The organism is Thorsellia anophelis DSM 18579, assembly GCF_900111395.1.
In the GTDB taxonomy this organism is placed as follows: Bacteria; Pseudomonadota; Gammaproteobacteria; order Enterobacterales; family Thorselliaceae; genus Thorsellia; species Thorsellia anophelis.
Genome location: NZ_FOHV01000020.1, coordinates 23,663 through 48,786 on the forward strand (window position 1 = coordinate 23,663; position 25,124 = coordinate 48,786).

Annotated in this window: 20 protein-coding genes; 7 read left to right on the forward strand and 13 right to left on the reverse strand. The window is 32.8% G+C overall.

Features of this window, described 5'->3' with window-relative positions:
- Nucleotides 1–107 precede the first annotated feature (107 nt).
- The 5 genes from BMW37_RS10715 to msrA form a co-directional block, all read right to left on the reverse strand.
- Nucleotides 108–1,529 (reverse strand): sensor histidine kinase, encoded by a 1,422-nt coding sequence (locus BMW37_RS10715; RefSeq protein ID WP_093320834.1) that lies wholly within the window; start codon nucleotides 1,527–1,529, stop codon nucleotides 108–110.
- Between the two features lie 1,148 nt (nucleotides 1,530–2,677).
- Entirely contained in the window at nucleotides 2,678–3,589 is a 912-nt protein-coding gene (locus BMW37_RS10720; RefSeq protein ID WP_093320836.1) for a DMT family transporter, read from the reverse strand.
- 67 nt (nucleotides 3,590–3,656) lie between these two features.
- A complete protein-coding gene (gene gapA / locus BMW37_RS10725; protein WP_093320839.1) occupies nucleotides 3,657–4,652 on the reverse strand; it encodes a glyceraldehyde-3-phosphate dehydrogenase in 996 nt (331 codons plus the stop codon).
- A gap of 158 nt (nucleotides 4,653–4,810) precedes the next feature.
- Entirely contained in the window at nucleotides 4,811–6,133 is a 1,323-nt protein-coding gene (gene paeA, locus BMW37_RS10730) for a polyamine export protein PaeA (protein WP_093320841.1), read from the reverse strand.
- Between the two features lie 88 nt (nucleotides 6,134–6,221).
- A complete protein-coding gene (gene msrA / locus BMW37_RS10735) occupies nucleotides 6,222–6,836 on the reverse strand; it encodes a peptide-methionine (S)-S-oxide reductase MsrA (protein ID WP_093320843.1) in 615 nt (204 codons plus the stop codon).
- A gap of 601 nt (nucleotides 6,837–7,437) precedes the next feature.
- On the opposite strand from msrA, the gene BMW37_RS15770 reads away from it, so the two are divergent.
- Together BMW37_RS15770 and BMW37_RS10745 are read left to right on the forward strand one after the other, a co-directional pair.
- The gene (locus BMW37_RS15770) at nucleotides 7,438–9,003 is read left to right on the forward strand and encodes a methyl-accepting chemotaxis protein (protein ID WP_177168650.1); all 1,566 of its coding nucleotides are present in this window, start codon (nucleotides 7,438–7,440) and stop codon (nucleotides 9,001–9,003) included.
- A gap of 154 nt (nucleotides 9,004–9,157) precedes the next feature.
- Nucleotides 9,158–10,468, forward strand: coding sequence for an NAD(P)/FAD-dependent oxidoreductase (locus BMW37_RS10745; RefSeq protein WP_093320848.1), 1,311 nt, complete (start codon nucleotides 9,158–9,160; stop codon nucleotides 10,466–10,468).
- Nucleotides 10,469–10,510: 42 nt separating this feature from the next.
- Here BMW37_RS10745 and BMW37_RS10750 read toward each other — a convergent pair whose 3' ends face one another.
- The 3 genes from BMW37_RS10750 to modF form a co-directional block, all read right to left on the reverse strand.
- Nucleotides 10,511–11,434: an MBL fold metallo-hydrolase gene (locus tag BMW37_RS10750; RefSeq protein WP_093320851.1), complete on the reverse strand. Its 924-nt coding sequence runs from the start codon at nucleotides 11,432–11,434 to the stop codon at nucleotides 10,511–10,513.
- 206 nt (nucleotides 11,435–11,640) lie between these two features.
- The gene (locus BMW37_RS10755) at nucleotides 11,641–12,567 is read right to left on the reverse strand and encodes a L,D-transpeptidase family protein (RefSeq protein WP_093320853.1); all 927 of its coding nucleotides are present in this window, start codon (nucleotides 12,565–12,567) and stop codon (nucleotides 11,641–11,643) included.
- A 285-nt stretch (nucleotides 12,568–12,852) separates the two neighbouring features.
- On the reverse strand, nucleotides 12,853–14,298 hold the full coding sequence (modF, locus tag BMW37_RS10760; protein ID WP_093320855.1) for a molybdate ABC transporter ATP-binding protein ModF: 1,446 nt from the start codon (nucleotides 14,296–14,298) through the stop codon (nucleotides 12,853–12,855).
- A gap of 177 nt (nucleotides 14,299–14,475) precedes the next feature.
- On the opposite strand from modF, the gene BMW37_RS10765 reads away from it, so the two are divergent.
- Nucleotides 14,476–14,943, forward strand: coding sequence for a Fur family transcriptional regulator (locus BMW37_RS10765; protein WP_093320857.1), 468 nt, complete (start codon nucleotides 14,476–14,478; stop codon nucleotides 14,941–14,943).
- Here BMW37_RS10765 and BMW37_RS10770 read toward each other — a convergent pair.
- The 5 genes from BMW37_RS10770 to BMW37_RS10790 form a co-directional block, all read right to left on the reverse strand.
- Nucleotides 14,940–17,741: an intermembrane phospholipid transport protein YdbH family protein gene (locus BMW37_RS10770; RefSeq protein ID WP_093320859.1), complete on the reverse strand. Its 2,802-nt coding sequence runs from the start codon at nucleotides 17,739–17,741 to the stop codon at nucleotides 14,940–14,942. The two genes, BMW37_RS10765 and BMW37_RS10770, sit on opposite strands and share 4 nt — an antisense overlap.
- Nucleotides 17,742–17,886: 145 nt before the next feature.
- Entirely contained in the window at nucleotides 17,887–18,927 is a 1,041-nt protein-coding gene (locus BMW37_RS10775; RefSeq protein ID WP_093320862.1) for an NADP(H)-dependent aldo-keto reductase, read from the reverse strand.
- Nucleotides 18,928–18,956: 29 nt separating this feature from the next.
- Entirely contained in the window at nucleotides 18,957–19,169 is a 213-nt protein-coding gene (locus tag BMW37_RS10780; RefSeq protein WP_093320864.1) for a hypothetical protein, read from the reverse strand.
- A 266-nt stretch (nucleotides 19,170–19,435) separates the two neighbouring features.
- On the reverse strand, nucleotides 19,436–20,302 hold the full coding sequence (locus BMW37_RS10785; RefSeq protein WP_093320868.1) for a DUF817 domain-containing protein: 867 nt from the start codon (nucleotides 20,300–20,302) through the stop codon (nucleotides 19,436–19,438).
- A 43-nt stretch (nucleotides 20,303–20,345) separates the two neighbouring features.
- Entirely contained in the window at nucleotides 20,346–20,699 is a 354-nt protein-coding gene (locus tag BMW37_RS10790; RefSeq protein ID WP_093320870.1) for a DUF2200 domain-containing protein, read from the reverse strand.
- A 121-nt stretch (nucleotides 20,700–20,820) separates the two neighbouring features.
- Here BMW37_RS10790 and BMW37_RS10795 point away from each other — a divergent pair, with 121 nt between their 5' ends.
- The 4 genes from BMW37_RS10795 to BMW37_RS10810 form a co-directional block, all read left to right on the forward strand.
- A complete protein-coding gene (locus tag BMW37_RS10795) occupies nucleotides 20,821–22,959 on the forward strand; it encodes a hypothetical protein (protein WP_218139526.1) in 2,139 nt (712 codons plus the stop codon).
- Nucleotides 22,960–23,048: 89 nt separating this feature from the next.
- The gene (locus BMW37_RS10800) at nucleotides 23,049–23,753 is read left to right on the forward strand and encodes an RDD family protein (protein ID WP_093320876.1); all 705 of its coding nucleotides are present in this window, start codon (nucleotides 23,049–23,051) and stop codon (nucleotides 23,751–23,753) included.
- Between the two features lie 194 nt (nucleotides 23,754–23,947).
- Nucleotides 23,948–24,706, forward strand: coding sequence for a hypothetical protein (locus BMW37_RS10805; protein WP_093320878.1), 759 nt, complete (start codon nucleotides 23,948–23,950; stop codon nucleotides 24,704–24,706).
- 157 nt (nucleotides 24,707–24,863) lie between these two features.
- Nucleotides 24,864–25,124: transposase (locus tag BMW37_RS10810; protein WP_143047637.1), on the forward strand; the 261-nt coding region annotated here is incomplete at its 3' end.

Genomic DNA, 25,124 nt, shown 5'->3' on the forward strand with positions numbered 1-25,124 from the left:
AACAGTTTGTTCGTTAGATTCAACATGTAATTTTTATACCTAAATTTCAATTCATTAGATTATGAGTTATAGAGGAGTTAACTTAACCAAATATTTACTATGTTTTGCTATGCATGAGAAGGTAAAGAAATAACAAAACATACATCTGCGTATTCAACGTCGACTAATGACAGCTCTCCTTGCATTCGTCTAAGTGCATTTTGGGCAATGCTCAAACCTAATCCGCTTCCCTTAATTGGTCCACTTCGTTGCTTAGTACCTTGATAAAAGGGTTCAAAAATCATTTCACGTTCACGTTCAGGAATAGGGGTACCTAAATTTGCAACTTCTAGTATAACATTTTGTTCTTTCAAATAGCTTTTAAAATAAATCACACCATTATCCCTTCCATAATGTACCGCATTTGAGAATAGATTATCTAAAACACGGCCTAATAAGATAGGATCAGCATGACAGTTTGAAATTTCTAGTGATGTCGAGATAGTCACATTTTTCTGGTTAAGTAATAATCCATGCGATGAAACAGCTTTATCAATTAAAGGAGCAAACGCAACTTCCTGTAAGTTAATTTCATCAATCAACGCTTGACGATTATACTCAAGTAGTTGTTCAATTAGCAGTTGTAGTTCTCGGCCACTCTCATCTAAAATTGCCACGACTTCTTTTTGTTCTGTTGTTAAATTACCAGCCACTTGATCAGCTAACAACTCAGTGCCTTCTCGTATGCTTGCTAAAGGTGTTTTAAGTTCATGTGACACATGTCTTAGAAACTCATGGCGTTGAGATTCTAACCAGTTAAGTCGTTCACTTAACCAAACAATCCTATGGGCCAATACCTGCATTTCTTTTGGCCCATTAAATTGCTTAGCAGGTAATTTTCGACCTTCTGCAATGACATTAATCATCATTCTAATCTTAGCAACTGGTCTTATTATCATTTGGGTAAATAATAATACTAAAATAAAACTAACAAAACATAATATCAATGCTTGTCTACCAACACTGCTACCTCTTTGTGCGATTGCTATTTGAAGATCTTGCCCTCTTGCAAAAATAGCTTCTCTAGTCGCTTGTGACAGTTCTATATTAGTATTTGATAAATCTTCAAGCAAATGGCGGTAATCTTCGGTCGGCAACCCATTAGCACACGTCAAGTTATTTAAACGCTTCAATATTTGGCTAAGTATAGTATAAAAACGCAGATCATTGACAACTGGCTTATGGGCTTCAAGCATTTGCGAAAATTGTTTTTTTTGTTCTAAATGTAAGTTGGCAAAAGTACTATCATTAAGAATACAGTACTGCCTTGCACTACGTTCTAACTCAAGTGCCACATTTGCCATAACTTCACTACGTCTAGCGTAGATGGCTGTATTACGGTTTATTTCAGCTGATTTTTGGCTCAGTTCATTAAAACCGTCATAAGCTTGGTAAGATAACCATAACAAAGGCAAAAGTACAAGCATAAAAGCAAACATAACAATTTGGCGTAACGAATAAAAAACAACTGTTTTTGTAGGCTGATTCATGTTGTATTACTCAATAAAATGCGAGGAGGGTAGCATTAGCAGATGCTATATATTTATTAACATTATAACCGATTTTTAGGAAGAATGACTGATTATTTAACTGAATTGTATTGGGACTATTAAGGGGATAAAAAAAGGTAACGAGTTTTACGTCGTTACCTAAAAGGAGAAAAAACAAATGAGCGTACTACCTAAAAGTGAAAATAAAACAGCTTGTCAATTTTCACAAAAGCAAAAGAAATATCCATATTCCTTAAGTAAAAATTAGATAAAATGGATTAATTATCCATTTTATAAAACAATGCACACTAAGTTGTCAAAAGGTGATGAGTTAAAATTCATCTTAATATGACAAGTGCATTTAAAACATGTTCAAAATAAAAGTTAAAACTTTTCAGTAGAACATTTGGAGGTGCCTCACTCAACGTTACGTCTTTAAGTGGATAAGCCTATTAAGGTTGATATCCGATGTTTGACGATAGGCACCATATTGTGGGCTTCATTCTAAGTGTAAATTCTGATAATCAGAATGATACGAGTGTGAATGAGCTACTAATAGATAAGCAATTTGCGTGCCAACTTTTTATGGGTGTTTTGGTTTATTTAGTGGGTTAAATTCAATTAAAAATAAAATCATTAAATAACATAACCTTGGAGTTAAAATTAATAGAGTAAAATGGTAATGCATTTGAAATTGATTTTTAGTTTATGAAAAATTGTTTAAACTAATCGTGTTTTTACAGCTAAATAAACTTTAAGTGCAGTTTTAAGTACGATATTGTCGCAAATTAAAGACGCCTATAGATAGCATGAGCAATTTCCTTTAAAAACATACTCATAAATGTCTCTTTTTAGAGACACTGAGTGATTGGATTGTTGCAAAAAAACAACACGCTATGTTTTTACATTCAATAACAATAAGTTAATTGATTGGCTTAACTTGGGTGTATTTAATCGCTGAATCACCTAAAAATAGCAGTTGAACATATCCTAGCTATTCTAAGTATCAAAAGAAAATCGTTTAATACAAGCTCATTCTTCTAAACAAGAGCCAGCAATAAGAACACACCGAAGCGACTAACAGCAGTATGGCCTCCCTTCATTTAGAGAAGGAGGAGGTAAGTGAATACATGCTATGATAACTAACATTAGTTCTTTGATAGCGGTTTATCACTAAATGTGATATAGATAGAGGCGAGTAATATAAGTGATGCACCTATGAAAAATAACCAACTGATTCCCCATCCGAAAATTAAAAAACCAAGTAATAAATTGATGGGTAGTTTAACATAATCAAAAGGTTGAATATAGGACGCATCAGCGAAGCTATAGGCTTTAGCAAGACTCCATTGACCAACAGCAGTCAACAGCCCCAAAACACCGAGCCAAAATAAAGCATTCAGATTCGGTATCATAAAATGTAAATCGTTAAATGTAGTCAGGTTATCCGTTATTGCAAGCATTAGATTAAAAGGCAAGATTAATACATACAGATAAAGGACAATCGTAAAAGCACCATCTGTATCCGTGATGTCTTTTAGCATAATTGTATGGCATGCGAAAAAAAATGCTGCTAATAATGGGAAAAGCATAACATAGCTAAACTCTTCAGCCCATGGATTTAGAATAATAAGAGCACCCAAAAAACCAGTTAATAGTGCGAGAAACCTTTTAGAAGAAATTCGTTCTTTAAGAAAAATAACCGCACCTAAAATCACAAAAAAAGGTGATAACATCAACAATGATAGGCCTTGGCCAATTGGAATCGGAACAGTAAGTGCTCTTACCCAAAAATGAACACCAACTACGGCAAGCATCACTCTCCAAAAATGACGCCAAAAAAAATGTGTATGGAAGTGTTTTAATATATTGGATTTTACAACCCAAGGAAGCATAGCAATTAGCGCAAAAAAGTATTGGTAGAATGCAATCCAGCCTGAATTCAAGCTAAAAGTCATAGAAATATATGGTGTAATTGCATTTACAGCTGCAAAAACACAGCCTGCTAAAATTATAAATAATACGCCTTGGTATCGTACAGAAATTAGGTTAGTTTTCATAAAAGATATTTTATATAAAATAAAGGCGACCGAAGTCGCCTTGTTAAATCTTATCAGCTTAAGATTATTATTTAGAGATATGAGAAATTAAATCAAGAACTTTATTAGAGTAACCAACTTCATTATCATACCAAGAAACTAGCTTAACGAAATTGTCGTTAAGTGAAATACCAGCTTTAGCATCGAATACAGAAGTTAAGATTTCGCCATTAAAGTCAGTTGATACAACTTCATCTTCTGTGTAACCTAAAACACCTTTCATTTCACCTTCAGCAGCTTTTTTCATTACATCACAAATTTGTTTGTAAGTAGCTGCTTTTTCGATGCGAACTGTTAAATCAACTACAGAAACATTAGGAGTAGGGACTCGGAATGCCATTCCTGTAAGTTTGCCATTTAACTCAGGAATAACTTTACCTACCGCTTTAGCAGCACCTGTAGAAGAAGGAATGATGTTTTGAGCCGCACCACGACCACCGCGCCAATCTTTCGAAGATGGACCATCAACTGTTTTTTGTGTAGCAGTTGTAGCATGGACGGTTGTCATTAAACCTTCAACAATGCCAAAGTTATCATTAATCACTTTAGCTAATGGCGCAAGGCAGTTTGTTGTACATGATGCATTTGAAACAATATCTTGTCCAGCATATTGCTTATGATTCACACCCATAACAAACATAGGTGTATCATCTTTAGAAGGACCTGTCATCACAACTTTTTTAGCACCAGCAGCAATATGTTTACGAGCAGTATCATCAGTTAAGAAAAGACCTGTTGCTTCAGCAACGACATCTACACCTACTTCATTCCATTTTAAATTTGCAGGATCTCTTTCAGCTGTGACGCGAATTTTTTTACCATTAACGATCAATTGACCATCAACAACTTCAACAGTACCATCAAAACGACCATGAGTAGAATCATATTTTAACATGTAAGCCATATAATCAGCATCTAAAAGGTCATTTATTGCTACAATTTCAATATCTTTTCTTTCTTGTGCAGCACGAAATACGATACGTCCAATACGACCAAAACCATTTATACCAATCTTAATTGTCATAAAACACCTCTATTGTTAATGTAAAGTTAAAATATAAACATCAAATTAAAAAAAACTTGCAATAAATTACCAAAAGTGTGACGTACGTCAAGCAAAAAAAATATCTTAATTGAGAATTATCACGCTTTTAAGTCTATACGCTCATTCCATAACCAATTTTAAAGGTTTGTTGACACTTCGGAAGAGGGATTGTCAGTTTCTATTAATTTTTTAGTTACGAGCAACTGGTCAATTTTATGATTATCAATATCGACTACTTCAAATTTAAACTCATCAAATATCACAGTATCTGTTCTTTTAGGAATCTTGCGCAATTTATACATCATAAATCCGCCAATTGTTTCATAATTATCAGTATCAGGAAATTCATCTATACCCAATACTCTCTGCACTTCCTCTATAGGAGTCACTCCATCAATCAACCAAGAATTATCGCCACGTTCAATAATTTGCTCTTCATCTCCTTGAGAAACTAATCCACCCATTAATGTTGTCAATACATCATTTAAAGTGATAATTCCCATGACAATAGCATATTCATTCAAAACAACAGCAAAGTCTTCCTTTGAAGCTTTAAAGCTCTCTAAAGCTTCTGATAAAGTGATAGTATCTGGAAACATTAATACATTTGTAATGGTCATACCACTGTCAAGCGAGATACTTTGATTGCTCAAAACACGATTAAGTAGATCTTTAGAATCCACATATCCAATAATATGATCAATATCATTATCACAGACTAAAAATTTTGAATGCGGGTGAGCTGCTATTTTACTCTTAACCATATCATCCGATTCAGATTTTTCAAAATAAACAACATTTTCACGTGGTGTCATTGCTGACGGTACTGTCCTTTGGTCTAGGTCAAAAACATTCTCTATGAATTGATGCTCTTCTTTTTTTAACACTCCGGCCATAACACCAGCCTCAACAAGAGCGTAAATGTCTTCAGAAGTCACATCATCATTCCTCTCTGTAGGGACTTTAAAGATATGGAATATAAGAGTAGCAAGTGAGTCAAAAAACCAAACGATTGGAGAAAAAATCATAATACAAAAACGCATTGGTTTAATAATTCTAATCGATATAAGCTCAGGGGCTGTCATACCCAGCCTTTTAGGCGTTAAATCAGCAAAAAGAACAAAAAAGCTCGTAACAAGAATAAAAGAAGTTAAAAAACCTAATGTTTCTGAAATTGATTCAGATAAGAAAAATTTAAACAAATCGGCGAAGTAAATAGAGAAAGCTGATTCACCTACAATACCACCTAAAATAGCAACGGCATTTAATCCTATTTGAACAACAGTGAAAAATTTACCAGGGCGTTCTTGGAACTGAATAACAAGTTCTGCTCGTTTATCCCCACTATCAATAAGCATTTTAAGCTTTGTCTTTCTTGATGCTGCAAGTGATATTTCGGAAACTGAAAAAAATGCACTAATCAGAATAAGTAAAAAAATAATAAAAATTGATTCTAACATAAAATTTCCATCTAACCTTTTGGTAATATTTTGTATTTTATTAGTTTATAATAGACTGGTAACTATTTATCATTAAAGATGATAAAATTTACAGCAAACAGATTCCTGTTCCACCTAGTCCGCAGTACCCATTTGGATTTTTAAAAAGATATTGCTGATGATAAGGTTCTGCAAAATAGAAGGGCTGTTGAGGTAGTATTTCAGTCGTAATTGTTTTACCATAATTTGCCATCGCTAAGGCCTCACTGTATGCTTTGTATGAAGTTTCAGCTTGCTGCATTTGCTCTTCATCTTTGCAAATAATCAAAGAACGATACTGAGAGCCGATATCATTACCTTGTTGCATGCCTTGTGTAGGATCATGATTTTCCCAAAAGTTTTTGAGCAATGACGCAAATGTAATTTTTGAGTCATCAAAATAAATCCTGACAACTTCAGCATGACCAGTTTGACCAGTACATACTTCTTCATAAGTAGGATAATCAAATGTCCCAGCGCTATAGCCAACCATGGTTACATAGACACCAGGTAGTTTCCAAAATAATCGTTCTACCCCCCAAAAACAGCCCATTCCAAAGGTCGTAAAATTGAATCTTCTATCAATTTCATGAAAATTAACACGTGAAATAGCATTGAAAATAGGTAGCTCATACGGGTAGTTAGTACGTGCATTGGAGTTGATATACTTATCAATAGTCGCCATTTTAAAATAATTCTCTCATTAGATTTCAATTTATCTAAATTATTTAAACATATGTATTAAAAGTATTCTCAGAAGTGTGTTTTAAACTAAATCAAGAAAAGCATAAAACTTGACAACAAACACTTTAGTAAACTTTGGTTACCTATTATACACATTTTTCATGTGTTAAATTCGTTTTTGCAGATAAAAATAAAACATTTTCAGAAGCAATACTTACAAATGCAATATTTTATTAAAATATGTTACAGTATACATCTAACCCAATAAGATGCATACCAAACTAAAATGATAAATTAATTAATTATTATCAATGCTTTAAATCACACTAAAGCATTAATATCTCAATACATGCTAATTTTTTTTTGCATTTAATTACTAGAATGAATTAACTAACTAGATATTTTTTGCTATATTAAAGATAGAATACTATTATTTTTTACAAAATAACATAATAAATCATGTTCATATAGCTACTGTATGAACCCTACATATGAAAAGTAGCATAAGAAAAATTTTTAATATTTATTGCTGTACCAGGGAAATTGGTAAAACTAAACAGGATTTTATATGAATCCTCAATCATAAAGGAATGGAGCAACCCATGTTTAAAAAAATCAACATCACGACGAGTATGTCATTACTGATTGTCATTTTTGTTGTTGTACATCTTATATCTTCATTTGTCGCCGTTATTCGTTCTGAAAAAAGCGATGACAATTTTAGCACTACAGTGGTATTAAATAATCAAATTGATGAACTTGCTTTGGCTAGGCGTAATGTCATTCAGTCACGTGTTGAGGCATATCGCGCTGCTTCATCCGCAATAGAAGAAAATACTGAACGTTTTAATCAGGATTTAGAAAAAGCAGTCAAATTACTCAATATAGCTGAACAAGATATAAGCCGCTTCGTTGAAATCAAAAATCCAATACCTGCAAATCAAGTAGCAATAGATAAAGTTAAGTCCACATTTGATGTTTTATATGCTGATCTTAGAAACCAACAAGAAGCATTAAACAAAGATGGTTTTAAAGCCTATAGAGCTATAGATGCCTCATTATCGCAAGAAAAATTTGCAGCAGCGTCAGATGAGTTTCTAACAATAATTGCAGGACAATTAAATGATTTTGATGAAACATCTGTAGTAGATCATAACCGCGCAGTGACACAATTTGTTATAGAATTAATATTACTTGCTGCATTATTGATATTCTCATTATGGTGGACTAGAACCATTGTAAAAAAACCAATGGAAGATCTGTTAGAACAATTCAATCATATTGCAAATGGCGATTTAACCCAACGCCCTTACTTTTCAGGTAATAACGAAATTAGCAAACTTTATGAATATTTTACTAAAATGCAACAATATCTGATCAATACTGTTATTGTAGTCAGAGACTCGTCTCATGTTATGGTTAAAGGTGTTGAAAACATGGCCATGAGAAACGACGAGCTTTCTGCTAGAACTGAAGAGCAAGCATCATCACTGCAAGAAACCGCTGCAAGTATGGAGGAGTTAACCGCAACTGTAAAACTCAATGCAGATAATGCACGTTCTGCATCTGAACTTGCTCAAGCTTCCACTAAAACAGCCATAAAAGGTGGTGAAATTACAGAAACAGTTGTAATTACCATGAAGGATATAACTGAAAGCTCACAAAAAATTGGTGCAATTACATCAGTTATCGACGGTATCGCTTTTCAAACAAATATTCTTGCATTAAATGCAGCCGTTGAAGCGGCAAGGGCTGGAGAGCAAGGACGCGGATTTGCTGTTGTAGCAGGAGAGGTAAGAAACCTTGCACAGCGTAGTGCTCAAGCAGCAAGAGAAATAAAACAATTAATTGATGAATCGATTACTCGTGTTAATTTAGGCTCAGAGCTAGTCGAAAACGCAGGAAATACAATTCAAGAAATCGTACAATCAGTTGCAAAAGTTAATGATATTATGGGTGAAATATCTTCAGCATCGGATGAACAAAGCAGGGGAATACAATTAGTTTCTCAAGCTGTTAACCAAATGGATCAAGTAACCCAAGAAAATGGATCTCTAGTTCATGAATTAGCAAGTTCTGCAAAAGAACTAGAATATCAGGCAGCCCATTTGTCTGATGCGGTATCACTTTTTAAAATTAATCAAGACGCAGTTCATACGCCTATTTAATTTTTAAATTACCTTTCTTGTTGAGTTTATTGCTCAATAAGAAAGGGTTGCTCTTCATGTTTTTCCTTTAAGATATCATTTTCTTTTGATTCCCTAGTAACTTATAATAATGATAAAATATAGCAATCTAAAGAGAAAAATACATGGAGTTTAAATGGCAAACTTAGTCAAAAAAGATAAACAACTAAATAAATATTCCTACTATGAAGCTAATTTAGTACGTAATGCCATACACACACCTTTAACTGAAAATATTCAATCTGATATATGTATCATTGGAGCTGGTTTTGCAGGTTTAAGCGCTGCAATTGAACTTAAGCAAATGGGGTATGATGTTGTTGTTCTTGAAAGCATACAATGTGGGTTTGGCGCTTCAGGAAGAAATGGAGGTCAAGTTATTGTTGGTTATGCTGCAGATGATCAGCTCATTAAAAAATTTGGTATTGAACAAGCTAAACAATTCTGGGATATAAGTGTCGAAGGAGTGGCATTACTCAAACAAAGAATACAAAAATATAATATTGAATGCGATTTTGAACCTGGATTTTTAGCTGTCTCAACTAATAAGAAAAAAGCAAAAGAACTGTTTGAGTCAGCCGAACTTAAACTATCAAAATTTAATTACCCACACCAAAAAATAATCCCAAAACAAGCGATATCAAATTATATTAATAGTGATATCTATCATAATGCTGTTTATGACGATTTTTCTGGGCATCTAAACCCTCTCAAATACGCACTTGGCCTTGCTGATATTGCTAAATCATTAGGTGTTAGAATTTATGAAAACACGCCAGCTGTTTCAATTCAAGGGGATAGCACTCTTATTATCAAGACTCCTTTAGCTAACTGCCAAAGTAAATATTGTTTAATTGCTGGGAATGTTTATACCAATGAATATGGAAAATTACTTCCTAAAAAAATTGAAAAACAGATCATGCCTGTTGGTACCTATATAACAGTCACTGAGCCATTAGATAAAGCTTTTGCCGATTCGTTGATACCTAGTAAAGCAGCAGTTTGTGATACAGACATACAATTAGATTATTTCAGATTCACCCCTGATAATAGACTACTATTCGGTGGGGATGTAGCCCTTGGTTCCAATGTACCAGAGAACTATATTGAACGAGTAAAAAGTCGTATGACAAGAGTGTTTCCATCAGTTAAAGATATTAAAATTGATTATACTTGGGGAGGACACGTTGATGTAACCATGAATCAATTACCTGATTTTGGTAAAATTCAAAATAATATCTTTTACTTACAAGGTTTTTCGGGGCATGGGGTAGCCTTAACAGGTATCGCTGGAAAGCTAGTTGCTCACGCAATTGATGGAGAAGCTAAAGGTTTTGACTTATACGGAAAAATTAAGCATAATCGCTTTATCGGCCCTGAGTTTCTAAGAACACCTACCTTATTAATTGGATTATGGTACCATACATTACTTGATAAAATTTTATAGCTAGTCATATATCCCCCGCATATTAAAGCGGGGGAATAATTATTAATTTAATACATTCCATTTAAAGCTATTATCAGCTTCTTTAGTAATTTTACCAACGCCTGGATAAGGAAGATGCGAACCTGCAACACTCCATTTATTCAAAGCCGCGTCCTCCATAATTTTTAAACGTGTCTGTTTTGCTAAATCAGCATTAGAGTCAAATTTTAGTGTAATATTTGGGTAAGCAAATTGCATAGCATTATTATGCATGACATCACCCCAAAATAGCCATTCATTCCCTGCGCTTGGCGTCCATAAATAAGCAATATGACCTACAGTATGACCATATGCAGCGATTGTTTTAAACTGTTCCAGGATGGTATCTCCAGCTTTAAAACGAGCAATTAAGTTTGGATTTGTTTTGTTATATGCATCTAAAATAGATTTTGCACTTTCACCGTTATCTTTCTGAGTCCAGTATTGATACTCTTCTTCACTAATATGAATCACAGCATTAGGATAGGTTGGTATTGTAAAATTATTCTCTGCATCAACCTTCATTAGACCACATATATGATCAGGATGTGCATGAGTAAGTAATACATCAGTAACACTTTCTGGGGTGATTCCTAAGTCAGATAAAGTTTTCACTGTTTTTCCTGCATTATCCGCCATGCAACTACCTGCACCAGCATCAATTAATATCACTTTATCAGACGCTTGAATTAAAAATGTGTTAATTGAAGTAGACAAAAGAGGATCATTTTTATTCGTAACTGCTTTTATTTCAGTCACAACGTTCTCAGGGGTATTTTCAAAAAAAGAGAGTTTAAGATCAGTTTTACCATCTTCAATCGATATCATTTTATTTGTATTATCTACAAACTGGTATGTAGACACGTTTTCTTCTGCATTAGCAGTAAAGGAAGATATAATTATTGATGATGCTAAAAGGGTACCAAGTAATTTACGTTGTTTAATCATTTTTGATTCCTCTTGAAAAAATGTTGTTTGAATTTTTGCATAATATTAATGACGACGCAAGGGCTTTGATCTTTATGTATACTTAAAATAAAGACATTAGAAAAAGTATTGAGTACAGAATGGTAAGATTTTTTTAAACGGGTATAATTTAAGAAAGGGAAAAATACCCACTAGATGAAGTTAATCAAATAGTGGGGTAAACTATGTTACTGTCTACCAACAAAAGTAGGCAATCCAGAGCGTCTAACAACTTGTTGATCAAACATAGCTGCATCCGTATTTGGGTGAGTTGCAAAACTTCTTACTGCTGGAGAAAACGGTATTGGCATAGTTTTAGAATCTTGACCTTCATGTTGAGTTAATGGTTCATGCACTTCAACATAGCGACGACCATCCGGTTCAACCGTCACTTTTATAGCATCATCTAAAATTTGAACCCTTGTCCCTTTATCTACACTTTGGAAAAGTGTTTTAATATCATTAGGACGAAGACGTATACAACCTGAGCTTACCCTCAAACCAATTCCAAAATCAGCATTAGTGCCATGGATTAGGTATGTACCTGAGCCATAAGCTAATCGTAGAGCAAATTCTCCCATTGGGTTATCGGGTCCAGCAGGCCATACAGCAGGAAGAGTAATCCCTTGTGCAGCGTATCTTTTCCTGATATTAGGTGTAGGAGTCCAAGTCGGATTAGGTATTTTCTGGCTAATAGTTGTAGTCATTAAGGGTGTATTAATGCCTTGTTGACCAACACCAATTGGGTACACAATAACTGTATTTTTACCTTTTGGATAATGGTAAAGTCTCATTTCTGCTAAATTAACAACGATTCCTTCACGCTTTGTATCTGGCAAAATGATTTGATGTGGAATGATGATTTGTGATCCAGGACGAGGAAGGTAGGCATCAATGTCTGGATTTGCCTGTAGCATAGCATAAAAACCAACTTTAAATTTATCGGCAATGGTTTCTAAATCCATTTTACTGTCTGCTGGTACTGTATAGATAATATTTTCACCAATTAAACGACTTCCTGCGGGTGGCAAAGGATATTCTGTTGCATGTGCACTAGTTGCAAAGCCTAATGCACTGATAATAAAAAGTAAAAAAACACTTAAAATACGATTCATACTTTATAGGTCCTAATTCCTGATTAATTGAATTATAAAAATTATATTGAAGACATAATGGCTATTAAATGCTGCAAATTTAGGTTAATAAGGCGGCGCATATTATCATTAACACCAATAAACGCAATAAAAAAATATGCACCTTTCTTAATTTCAAGAAAACATTACCATTATCATTTATTTAAATATTAACTACTAGTTAATATTTACTATTATTATATAAACTTACAAAAATGCTACTTTTATATTTTAAACTTGTTATACAAATTCATGCAACAAGTACTTTTATTCAAAAGTGACGTTTTTTCCTTTTTTCATAATCATACGGTTTGTAATTACTGTGGGGGCATCTATTGCGTGATGAGATACAAAAATTAACTGGGAGTGGCTTGATGAAATTAATTTGCTTATCCATACTTTCACCCATTCACGATTCAAAGCATCTAAGCCTTGAAATGGTTCATCTAAAATAAGTAAAGAAGGGTGCTTAACAAATGCTCTTACAATTAAAATAAGTCTTTGCTCTCCCCACGAAAGACTATGAAAAGGGGAGTTAATTTTATCTGTTGACCAATTTAACAATTGAATCCATTGTGAGCAGAGTGACAGAACCTCTTCACTTGGCTGCGTGTAGAGACCAATAGAATCATAAAAACCAGACAGAATAACATTCCTAGCACTAATTCGAACACGATAAGCTTGATGTAAACTACTGCTAACATAGCCAATATGTTTTTTGATATCCCAGATCGTTTCTCCACTTCCTATTTTAATGCCAAATAAAGTCAAATCGTTTGAATAACCTTGTGGATGATCACCTGATATCATACTCAATAAAGTTGATTTTCCAGCTCCATTTTCACCAATGATATGCCAATGTTGATTTGGGTGAACTACCCAGTCTAAATCTTGAAAAATAATCGTGTCATCAAAAATAACTTTACCTGATTTTAGTATTATTTTAGGCTGATTTAATACAAATTTAGGTGATTCTACAGGGGGCTTTGGGATTTCCTTATTCATTAAAGTTTCAAGAGAAGCAAGCTGGTTAATTTCAATCTTATTAGCCAATTCATCTAATTCCCCCCATGAAATAAGCTCTAATTGTGCAACTATTCCTAACTTTCCTGCAGCTTTAGGTAAATCGGAAAAACGATTTAGAACAAGTATAATCGTCATACCCGTTTGATTTAATGACTCAAGTGTTTGCATCAAAAATTCTCTAGATTGAATATCTAGTCCATCAAATGGCTCATCTAATATTAATAAATCAGGTCTATTAAGTAATTTTTGACATAAAAATACTTTTCTCATTTCTCCTGTAGACAGAAGGCTAAATGATCGGTTTAAAAGGTAATCAATTTGAAATATAGACACTAATCGATTAAAATGTTCCATATCAGTATTTTTATGCTCATCTAAAATGATATTTTTCGCAGTTTTTCCTATTTCATTGTCTAATACAAAATCAGTGTTATTACGATCCCATTCCTTATTGATAATTTTTTGAATTTGCTCAAAAGAAATCATTTCAATACGATGAAAATCATTATTAATTGAACCTGTTAAAATATCAAGAGCACCCGCTAATGCAGCGGCGATAGCTGATTTCCCACTACCATTTTGACCAACAATGACACAATAATCGCCTGAGCAAACAGTCAAAGCATCAATTTTAAAATGCTTACTCGTATTTAATCTATATGTTGCATCTGAGATAGTTAATTTCATTGATAGAATCCTTATTATTGTGTAGCATAGGAATATTTAGGCAATAATTTTACCACGAGATTATTATGGTGAAATTTTCATGATGTTATGCTTTCAGACTCTATCTGAAAGTGAAATTTAATGATATTGAATGCGAAAGCTCAGTATATCAACCATAATAAGGTATCCTTGATTTAAATGGATAAATTAGAATATATTCTAAAACATGCCAAGCAACATTGTGCTAAAAATGGTGTGAAACTGACATTAAAACGTGAAAATATTTTACGTGTTCTATTGGTTGCCGGTACACCTCTATCCGCTTACGAAATTATAGAATTTTGTCGAACAAATCACGATATGCGTATTTCCCCCATCTCAATTTACAGAATGCTGAATGTACTAGAATCACAAAATTTAATCCATAGGCTTAAGAGTGCAAATAAATACATTGCATGTATTCATATTGCATGCCAACATTCACACAATGCACCTCAGTTTTTAATTTGTAACCAATGTGGAAAAGTAAAAGAATTAGATGTGCCTATCGATATTGTGAATGCATTAAAAACTAGTGTGTTAAGCGCAGGTTTCATAACCGATACTGTTCAGCTTGAGTTAGATTGCTTATGCATTGAATGTAAATCCAACTTAGCTCTTGGCTAATCTTTCAGTTTTAGATCGTCTTGAAATTTTGTCACAACTGATTCTATCCAATCGTGTAAGTCATCTTTAAAGCTTAAGCTACGCCATAAAGCAAGTACATTTTCTTTATGTGAATAATTTAAATTAATTAATTTATCTTCACTTAGTGCACTATTTTTTGCTTTTACTCTACTTGTTAGCATTAATTCACCTAAATTAGTGAGTGTTAATTGCATCTTTATTTCTGCAATTTGTAGCGCACTTAACCAATCAACTGCCGCACCTGCAGCAATATTAGTTTTCTTAATATCATTAATTAGATTTGTATCTAAATTAACATCAATGTCTTCTTCATTGTATACATAACCATTTTTAATTAACCAATCTGGATCATTAAATAACAGTTCAAATTCACCACCAAATCTGCCTTTCATTGTAAATTGAGTAGGATTAATAAGCTTCCAAAATTGTTCACTATTAATATGCTTAGCCTTTAAATAAGCGGGTTCAGTTTGTGGGAATTTAATCGCATCTATAGATAAATTCCCACCTAATAAATCAGTGTTGATATTGCTTACTGTCAAAGGGTAAGCAGTATCAAATGGATAGTAACCTTGAAGATCTACTTGCATATTTTGATAGAGGATAACATTTTCCAACGTAGGTATGCGAAGAGTAACAGGGGCATTTTTACCAAATTGCCACCTATGATCAGCAAAGTGATAAGGCATTATGAAATCAAGGCCTGAAATATGACTATTTTCATACCTCATATCAACATCATTAAAAACAAGATGCCCGCCCATGACAAATCCTTGGTTTTCAGCGGCAGAGAAACTTGCTTGGGCATAAAATGTTCCAGTTTTAATATCTAAATCTGTCTTATCAGAAAAAAGATTACGAAAAGAACGTACATCTTGTAGAGGCCACCACCCCTGGCCACGTAAGCGTTGACCATCCCATCGTCCATTGATAGTAATATGCTTAAATCTTTCAGACTGGAGATTTCCTTTAAATTGAAACTCATTAACACTATTACCTGATAGGCTTACATCGAAAATTGGATTATCAATCTTACCACCATTATCAAATTTGATTGAATTAGCATCTAGCGCAAGCTTTCCTTTTAAATACCCTTTTTTATCAAGTGAATGATGATTAGGAATTAGTATGATTGGTTCATTTAAAGTGATACGAGGTTCATCAACTTTAACTCTTCCATACTGTATTTGATTTAATCCAGTTGAAAGATTTTCCACATAAAGCGTACCATTGAGAATTTTCCCTTTCGATTCCATATCCCATTTTGCATTTAATAACGGCATGTTGCCGTTTCCCCAACTCAACCAAAACCATTTTCCAGTATCTGGTAATAAATTAATAGCTTTACCATCCATGTGCAATTCAACTTGTCCCCATAAAGCTTCTCTAGTTTTTAGAATTGCTTGCAACCTACCATTAATTCCATTAGGTGTAATAGAAATACCAGCAAGAGGAAATCTTGCTTCTTCTATATATACATCATTGATTAATTGACCCCATGCTCTGACTAATGCACTAGGTTTCAATTTAACTTCTGGCTCTTGGTTATTTATATGAAAATATCCAGGAACTGACATGTTTAAGGCAAGGTTATCAATGTTCATTCCACCCGTTAATTGAAAAGGCATATAGTTCAACACTTGATTTAATTCAGTTGGAGGGATAGTTAAAACTAGATTACTTTTCCCTCTTTTTGCTTCAGTTTGCATGTTAATTCTTGCATTAAAAGAAGTCTCCTTTAGAGACTCATTTGCTTGGTCAATTGATAAAAATAAGTTACCGTGTAACTTTTGTGCAAGATAAGGCCATGCCCACTTCCCCTGGGCAATTGATATTTTTGTATCAGAAAATGTAAGAGGTAAGGAAAGCAACACCCCTTCATTGGGTTGCTGTAATGTCGCTAATAATTTATTTTGTTTAAGTGAGATTCTAGCTATATTATTTTTTTCAGGTAATAAATCACTATTAATAATAGCTTCAAACAAGGCAAATTCTGGCATGCTAACAATAATATCATTGAAAATAATATTACCTTTACTTGTGATATTTACTTGATTTTCTGAATCATTAGTTATGTTTGCCTTGAATGTATCAATCGTCAGAGCATAGCGTTTAGCCGATATTCGCTTAGATTGATTAACTGGGTAGAGGCCTAATCGAGGTAAAAAATGATGCTTAGATGTGATTCCTAATAAAGAATTTGATATTTCCGCAAAGTGTCCTTCTAACTGCATATTAGGATTAGTTAATCTAATAAAATGTTGATTTTTTTTAAATATCCAGTTTAAATTTAACTGATGCGTAGCAGTAACTGCGATAGGTAAACCATCATTCACGATCCTAACATTATGTGCATGAATATTAAATGGGGGTAAGTAACTATTTAATGATGACCAAGTAAAAAAAGAAGGTTCTGTTTCCTCAATCAAATTAATACATGAAATATCAAAGATGAACTCATCAACATTAGTTGGTAAATTTTCTCTAGTAAACGTCAAGTTAACGCCTTTAAAAGAGAGTAAAGGGCAATAGCTACCGTCTTTTCGCTTAATGTGAAAATAAAACTTATCCGATTTTAGCTGATAATTCTTAAATGAAAAACCTTGTATTGAACTTTCGTCTTTAGTAGTTTTAGCCTCATTTGAAAAAGAAAATACCCATTGTTCAGGTAAACTCATATTGATGACAATAGGTAACCAAATTGCTAAACTTTTGACTATTAATATCGTGCTTGAAATAAAAAAAAGGCTTAATACAATCCAATGTCTTTTTGTCATCTATTTTTCTGTTCTATATTTTCTTAAACTACTTATTTTACTTAGCATATAATTTTCCTACTTAATTTAAACATCCTTAAATTAAGTAGAAATTGCTGTATTACTTTGAAAATCAGCCCGATATTAGGTAACTATTTATATGTTTTTAAGGCGCTGGGTAAGGGTAGAGTGTATGAATATCCTCGATATCAGCTAGCACTTCAGGTGACAATGTCACATTTATGCTATCAATATTTGATTTTAACTGACTAAGTGTTGTTGCTCCAATGATTGTATTTGACACAAATGGCTGCTGGTTTACAAAAGCTAGAGCCATTTGCGCCGGATCTATTCCATGCTTGTTAGCTAAATTTACATAGGCTTCTGTCGCTTTTACACTTTGGGCATTACTATATCTAACAAAACGAGTAAATAAAGTATTTCTCGCATCCTTTGGTTGCGCATTGTTAAGATATTTACCAGTTAATACTCCAAACCCTAAGCAAGAATAAGCTAAAAGATTGACCCCCTCGTGCTGACTGATCTCAGCAAGCGAATGTTCGAAGGTTCTATTAAGTAAACTATAAGGATTCTGAATGCTAACAATTCTGGGTAAATTGTGCTTATTAGCAAGCTCTAAATATTTCATTACACCCCAAGCAGTCTCGTTAGAAACGCCAATGTAACGAATTTTACCAGCTTTAACTTGTTCAGAAAGCGCCTCAAGTGTTTCAAGTAATGAAACTGTTGGGATCACACTCGTGTACTGATAATTCAGTTTGCCAAAAAAATTCGCTTCTCTCTGTGGCCAGTGTAGTTGGTAAAGATCAATATAATCTGTTTTTAATCTTTGTAGACTTTCATCTAATGCGACACGAATATTTTTTCTATCTAACGCTTGATCTTGTCTTATCGCTTGATCTGCAGATCGAGTTGGCCCTAAAACTTTCGTGGCAAGTATTATTTTTTCACGATTTTTTCGTTTTTCAATCCATGAACCAATATAAGATTCTGTCACACCATGCTTTTCTTTTGAAGGAGGAACTGGGTACATTTCAGCTGTATCAATGAAATTGATCCCGGAATCTATGGCAAAATCTAATTGTTCATGGGCATCGATTTCGCTATTTTGAACGCCAAAAGTCATCGTTCCAAGACCTAATTGACTAATTTCTAATGCAGTATGTGGCAGTGTATAGTATTTCATTAAGTCACCTTTTTAGATTGATAAATCTACTATTGAGATTCAAGTTTTTTTTGCTTTTCAAATGCTTCAAGTTTCTCAATTTGTGTAGGGGGAAGTATTGCTTTTATGCTTTCAACAGTTGTAGGGTTGGTAACAGCGCCATCATATATAATTAATCCAACCAATATTGTTGCGCAAATCGCACTGATTGCACCAAGAAAGATGAAAGGAAAAAGTATTTTTTTTAATTTTGAAGGTTCCAATTTGACCTCATTTACGTTTATCAATAAAAGTCAATGAAAATAGTACTGTATATTAAGATCACTGAATCAGCAATTAGCTAAAGTAAAGTATCTCAAGACGTTTTATACTATTATTCAATATATACATATCAATGATAGCATAATTCATCATCATACGGATATGCATGTAATAGGCTTACAATGAAAAAATAATGTATAATTATGTCTAAATTATAAAGTTAATTCTTTGATGTGAAATATATTCACAAAGAAATCCTCTAAACTACTTAGCGTCGTTGAATTTCAAAAATTTTAATATCTTTAACGATGAGGGTTAAGCAATAACTTAAAATAATTAATAAATACCATGATCCTAATTTACCAAGAGAAACCCATTTCCACCCATCAATTTGATTAGGGTAAGCCCAAGCTTGACTATATGTGCCAATATTTTCAGCAATATAGATGAAAAATGCAGTTAAGAAACCAGCTAATAGCATAGGCATGCGTCTATATTTGATCCATATTTTGTAATAAATCCAAGACCTCCCAATTAGTAATACGCTTGCAGCAAATAGTAGGTATCGGACATCATAAAAATAGTGATTTGTAAAAAAATTCACATAGATTGCTAATGATAATAGTGCGTAAGCCCATTTAGGTGGATGATAAGAAAATTGAAAATCCATGACCTTCCAAGCTCTAAATATGTAACTACCGACAGCTGCATACATAAAACCAGTGAATAAAGGAACGCCTCCTATTTTTAAAAAAGCTGGATGGGGGTATATCCAAGAACCATGATAAGTTTTATATATTTCCATCACAGTACCAACGATATGAAAGATAAATATTATTTTAGCTTCATCCCAAGTTTCTAATTTGGACCAAATAAGCATTATCTGAATAATAAGTGCGCAAACAGTTAAGAAGTCATATCGATGAAGACTACTCTCTACAGGATAAAAATAGTGCGTAGCTATCAAAAGTGCACACATAATGCCACCAAATAAGCAAATCCATGCTTGTAAAATACCAAACCTCAAGAACTCATATCCAGCTCGTATAATTCGGGGTTTATTCAGTATTCGTTGTGTATGGGTGTTTTCGAATCGAATTAGTCTAGTTTGGAAGTTTTTTAAAATAGTATACATATCAGATGATTAAATTATTCAGTGTGAAAAGTTACAATATAGATCATAATCTTGTTTTAATCCTTTCAAGTGTTTTACCCTTAGCAAGATCATCTACAATTTTGTCTAAATAACGAATTTCTTTCATTAAAGGGTCGCTTATTGATTCAATTTTAATCCCACAAATACTCCCTTTAATTTTGTGGCGCTCAGGGTTTAAAGCAGGCGCTATATGGAAAAAATCTCTAAATGATACCTGTTTCTTGAGTATTTCATCCAAACTTGCACCATCAAACCCAGTTAACCAATAAATTAGATCATGAAGTTCATCTATCGTACGACCTTTTTTTGTAATCTTTTTGATGTATAATGAATAGATATTTGCAAAATTCATTGTAAAAATTTTATGCTCAATCATCACCATATCCTTTAGTCATGAATAATATTTATCATGGATGTGTGTGTTATTAGGCCTTATATCATACAAAGGATACAATAATAAAGTGGAGAAAGCTATTTATATCAAATTGAAACACTGTTTGAGCCAATTAGCTTTTTTCATAATTATATTTTTTACTTTGAGTGCTAAGGGCGAGCAATTAGTTTACGAATCAAATTATGATTTTAATATTTTTAGGGAGAGTTTACCTTTTGTAGACTTAGAAAATGACACTAGAATAAATTTGCTTTTATTAATTAGCATAGATAAAAATCTTGATGTTATAAATTCAACCCAGAATATTCATTTAACAAAACGTTTAGATAATAATTTCATTCTAAAACCGAAGCTGTTAACTGAAAATAAAGCCCACGCTTTATTTAATGATTATGACTTGCACTTAAGTGCTTATCATCAAATTTCTGAACGTATTGAATTTTATGATGAGCTAGTACGCCAAATTTTTCAAGATTCTGATATTACTCCTAGTGAAAAAATCTTAATTTCCTATCTCGTTCCAATATTTTATTTAAATAAATGCACTAATTTTCAAAATACTTTAGCGCAAACTAGTCATTCTAAAGTAATGACTGAATATAGCAATTTATTAATAGCAATCAATTACTTTAGATGCTCTAATTACACACCAGCATATGAAAAATTTAAATTTATTGAAACCGGCAACCAGCTTGTAGATGAATATTCCAGTTATATGAGTGCTAGATCGGCTAATAAATCATTAGAAATGAGCTTGTTTAACCAAAAAAACATAAGATCAAAACTATCTTATTATCCATTAGCAGATAAATTACTGGGCATACAAAGTCATTTTTTAAATCTGATCAGATCACAATTTATTTTATTAGATTCAATTGAGCATTATTCAAATACCTATCCAGAAGGTCAATTTCAAATGCACATTTTGAACTATAAATTATCTTATAATAGATTGTTACGCAATAATTTTCTTTCCTCTTTATCAAATTTAAATGTCCAATATCAAAAAGTTGAAACCTATGAAAATGCTTTAGATTGGGTTGGAAGAGTAAACGCTGATTACTTAGCATTTAATCAATATCACATTTTAGAAACACTTCCTGAATTAAATGCTGCAAATACACTTAGGATGATCAGAGATTATAAAAAACATGTGAAGAATAGTACTTTTGAGCGTGAATTAATCGTAACAAGAGTTATGCAAACTGTTGATATATTAAAACAACAAGATAAAACTGATCTTGCCAATTTAGTTGATATCACTGCTTTTTGGGCTCTTGAAGGGAATGCTTACAAGGTAATTGATGCAATTGATAAACTTGACTTATCAATTGATGAAAAATCAGATTTTATTAACTTTTCACTTTGGGTATTAAAAGCAGATGCATATGAAAAAATTAATCTTTTTCAAGAGAGTCAATTGCTATGGGAACGTCTTTTAAAAAATGAATTAACACCAGCTCAATCGTTTTATGCCCAAGTACGATTAGTCGATAGCGTATTGGCTCAGAAAAAAAATAGAATAGAAGACCTAAATTTTATCTTAAAAACTGCAAGTGTAACTATTCCAGAAATAAGGCAAACTTTGTTACGTGCTTTAGATAATCAAACCTTGATGACGTACGCTTTTTTGACAGGTATCGTAAATCAAGATAAAGCTGAGCTTGAACGAATATATATAGCATTAATCGATAATAACCTTGCACAAAGAAACTGGGAGTTTTTACGCGCAAATCAAGCACTATTAAGTCAATCTGCCCATTGGTCAACACCTTTAGAAGAAAGGTTACACCTATTAAATAGGTGGCTTATTCTTCAAATTGAAGATAATACCAATCCCAATCCACTATACTTTTATACAGGCTGTGGAACATTAGGAGGCATGATTGACAAACTCATTTTAAGTCAAGGTCAAAATCCAAAAGCTTTATTTTGTTCATTAGGATATTTAATGACATCTGACTCATTGCAGTCTAAGGTATTGGTTAAGAAAAAATCATTTCGTTACGTTAATAATCTTTCATTCACCCCTATCAATTCACTGCTTTTAGAGATATTTAATAATGTAAATAGCAGTGAAAGTGAAAAAAAACTCGCTTTATCAACATTAATATACTGTAATTCAGATGGATATAAGCGATATGAATATAAAGGCCGATGTGAAAGTCATGCAATCGATAAAAAAACTCGGCAAAGTTGGATTGATTTTTATGAACAATATTTTGGTGAGCGTATTTACTAAAAGCAATATTATCATTAATTAACCCTCTATATTTAAATGCTTATAACCGAATTTAAGGATTTATATACAAAGTGAAGAGTACAAACATAATGCAAACTACATCATCAAACCTAATAAAAAAAATTAACACATGGGATATTTTAACAATTGAAAAACAAAAGCATGCTGGATTTTGGCTAAGATTTTTAGCATTTATAATTGATTTTTCAATTGTTGTTTTACCGTTATATCCCTTGTTTAAATTAATAACAGGATATGTAATTGAGCCTATTGAAAATCATATTGCTGTAAAAATACTTGTTCTTACAATTATATTCTCATTTATAATAATTATTATTAGCTTCTTCTATCAATTGATATGCGAACTAAGTAAATTATCTTCAACGATTGGTTATCGTATTGTTCGTATTCAAACTATTGATAAATTTGGTAGAAAACCTACACCAGGCCAATTTTTTCTAAGAACATCAGCTAAATTTTTAACATTTTTTGGTTTCATACCATTTTTACTTATAATTTGTGCTTTCACCAAAAATAAACAAAATATCCAAGACCTTGCTTTAGGTTCTTTTGTGGTAAAACGTAAATTCATTCACGAAATTTATAAGAATAATATAGAACTATTAATACTGCATGATGTTAAAGCATGCTCCTTGATTATGAATAAAGAACAAAGAGCTGATTTTGTTCTAAAACTTGAAGCCGCTAAAATTGCTAATGTTAATAATACTAGTAATAATGATGGGCAATCACATACCGCCGTTTTGTCAACGACTCCTCATATTGTGATTTAAATTCAAAGGGTAAATTGTTTTGTAGGTGTTACGGTTTATTAATTGAATATTCAGTTTTTTTAGTTTTGATGCTGAAATGTAAGTCCCCATTAAAATTGCAAAAATTTTAGATACATGCAGCTTTGATGAAGATAAAGTAATAATATTTTATTAATAACAACAATTTAGTTTATTAAACCTAATTAGGTGTGAATATGAAAAAATTGACAATGATAAGTCTATGTTTAATGACCAGTTTATTACTTCAAGGATGTCGATTTTTTGATATAAAAGAGAATGTCATTAATGATGCACTCATAAAAAAAACTGGTGCATTTGAATCTACAGAGCTAATCACGACGCAAGATAAAATAGTCGGATTTGCTTTTGATCCTACAGATGAAAACTTACTTATTATAACTGAGAAGTATCTGTTGGTTTCACCAATGTCAGATGAGCTTAAGTTTATCTTAAAAACTGATTATATTCGCGATAATATACTACCAAATGAGTCTAGTTATACCCCAAAAACCTACGCTTCAGTTTTGTATGAACATGCTTCAATCAAGGGAGTCGCAATGAATCCACCTCAGCTCGCAGAAATGGAGATGATCATGTGTTTTCAAAATATACTCGCAACAGACGAACAAGTAAAAATTGAAAATGAAATTGAACAATTTCAGAGCTTTAAGGTCAGCTATGTAGGTACCAGAACCAAACCCTGCTTTCTTTTATTCTTGACAAAAAAAGGTGGACATGCACTGCCTATTAACGAAGCGCCTAATGTACCCAATTATACAGAGCTTAAAAAACCGATCTATTATACTTTTACAATCCGCATGCTTAAAGATCCAGATGAACTTGCTAGACAAAATGCAATAGCAAGGGGACTATCACCAATTACAACTGTCTTAGATAGAACTTATGAGTTTGCTCAATTTATCGCATTGCCAATTACTAACTTGGCGAAATAATACAATTTAATTGAGAAACAATATGTATTTAAAACAATTTATCTATAATTGATTATCTAGCTCTTATTCAAAACTAAGCAGAAACCTAATTTTGTACTGGTATAGTTTTCTTGTAGGCAATTATAGCCTACAATGACAATCAAACTGGAGACATTACATGACAGATAAAAACAGAAAAGTGCGCCAATCTTTTACCCCAAAACAAAAGAATGAATTCGCTAAACTCATCGTTGAAGATAATCATTCAATTAAACACGTTATGGAAATTTCTGGTGCATCTCACTCAGCTGTTACGCGCTGGAAAAGTCAGTATTTAAATGAGACAGCCGGTAATTTAGCTGAGGGTAAAGTTCCCCTGAATGAAGACAAAAGAGAAATTTATGAGCTCAAACGCCAGTTAGCTGAAGCCCGCGAGGAT

Excerpts from the sequence above, each read along its gene's own strand:
- BMW37_RS10800 (WP_093320876.1), top strand. The coding sequence starts at position 23,049 with ATGCAAACTACATCATCAAACCTAATAAAAAAAATTAACACATGGGAT.
- paeA (WP_093320841.1), bottom strand. The coding sequence starts at position 6,133 with ATGTTAGAATCAATTTTTATTATTTTTTTACTTATTCTGATTAGTGCA.
- BMW37_RS10715 (WP_093320834.1), bottom strand. The coding sequence starts at position 1,529 with ATGAATCAGCCTACAAAAACAGTTGTTTTTTATTCGTTACGCCAAATT.
- BMW37_RS10755 (WP_093320853.1), bottom strand. The coding sequence starts at position 12,567 with ATGAATCGTATTTTAAGTGTTTTTTTACTTTTTATTATCAGTGCATTA.
- modF (WP_093320855.1), bottom strand. The coding sequence starts at position 14,298 with ATGAAATTAACTATCTCAGATGCAACATATAGATTAAATACGAGTAAG.
- BMW37_RS10805 (WP_093320878.1), top strand. The coding sequence starts at position 23,948 with ATGAAAAAATTGACAATGATAAGTCTATGTTTAATGACCAGTTTATTA.
- BMW37_RS10720 (WP_093320836.1), bottom strand. The coding sequence starts at position 3,589 with ATGAAAACTAACCTAATTTCTGTACGATACCAAGGCGTATTATTTATA.
- BMW37_RS10770 (WP_093320859.1), bottom strand. The coding sequence starts at position 17,741 with ATGACAAAAAGACATTGGATTGTATTAAGCCTTTTTTTTATTTCAAGC.
- BMW37_RS10785 (WP_093320868.1), bottom strand. The coding sequence starts at position 20,302 with ATGTATACTATTTTAAAAAACTTCCAAACTAGACTAATTCGATTCGAA.
- BMW37_RS10775 (WP_093320862.1), bottom strand. The coding sequence starts at position 18,927 with ATGAAATACTATACACTGCCACATACTGCATTAGAAATTAGTCAATTA.
- gapA (WP_093320839.1), bottom strand. The coding sequence starts at position 4,652 with ATGACAATTAAGATTGGTATAAATGGTTTTGGTCGTATTGGACGTATC.
- BMW37_RS10765 (WP_093320857.1), top strand. The coding sequence starts at position 14,476 with ATGGATAAATTAGAATATATTCTAAAACATGCCAAGCAACATTGTGCT.
- BMW37_RS10745 (WP_093320848.1), top strand. The coding sequence starts at position 9,158 with ATGGCAAACTTAGTCAAAAAAGATAAACAACTAAATAAATATTCCTAC.
- BMW37_RS10750 (WP_093320851.1), bottom strand. The coding sequence starts at position 11,434 with ATGATTAAACAACGTAAATTACTTGGTACCCTTTTAGCATCATCAATA.
- BMW37_RS15770 (WP_177168650.1), top strand. The coding sequence starts at position 7,438 with ATGTTTAAAAAAATCAACATCACGACGAGTATGTCATTACTGATTGTC.
- msrA (WP_093320843.1), bottom strand. The coding sequence starts at position 6,836 with ATGGCGACTATTGATAAGTATATCAACTCCAATGCACGTACTAACTAC.
- BMW37_RS10790 (WP_093320870.1), bottom strand. The coding sequence starts at position 20,699 with ATGATTGAGCATAAAATTTTTACAATGAATTTTGCAAATATCTATTCA.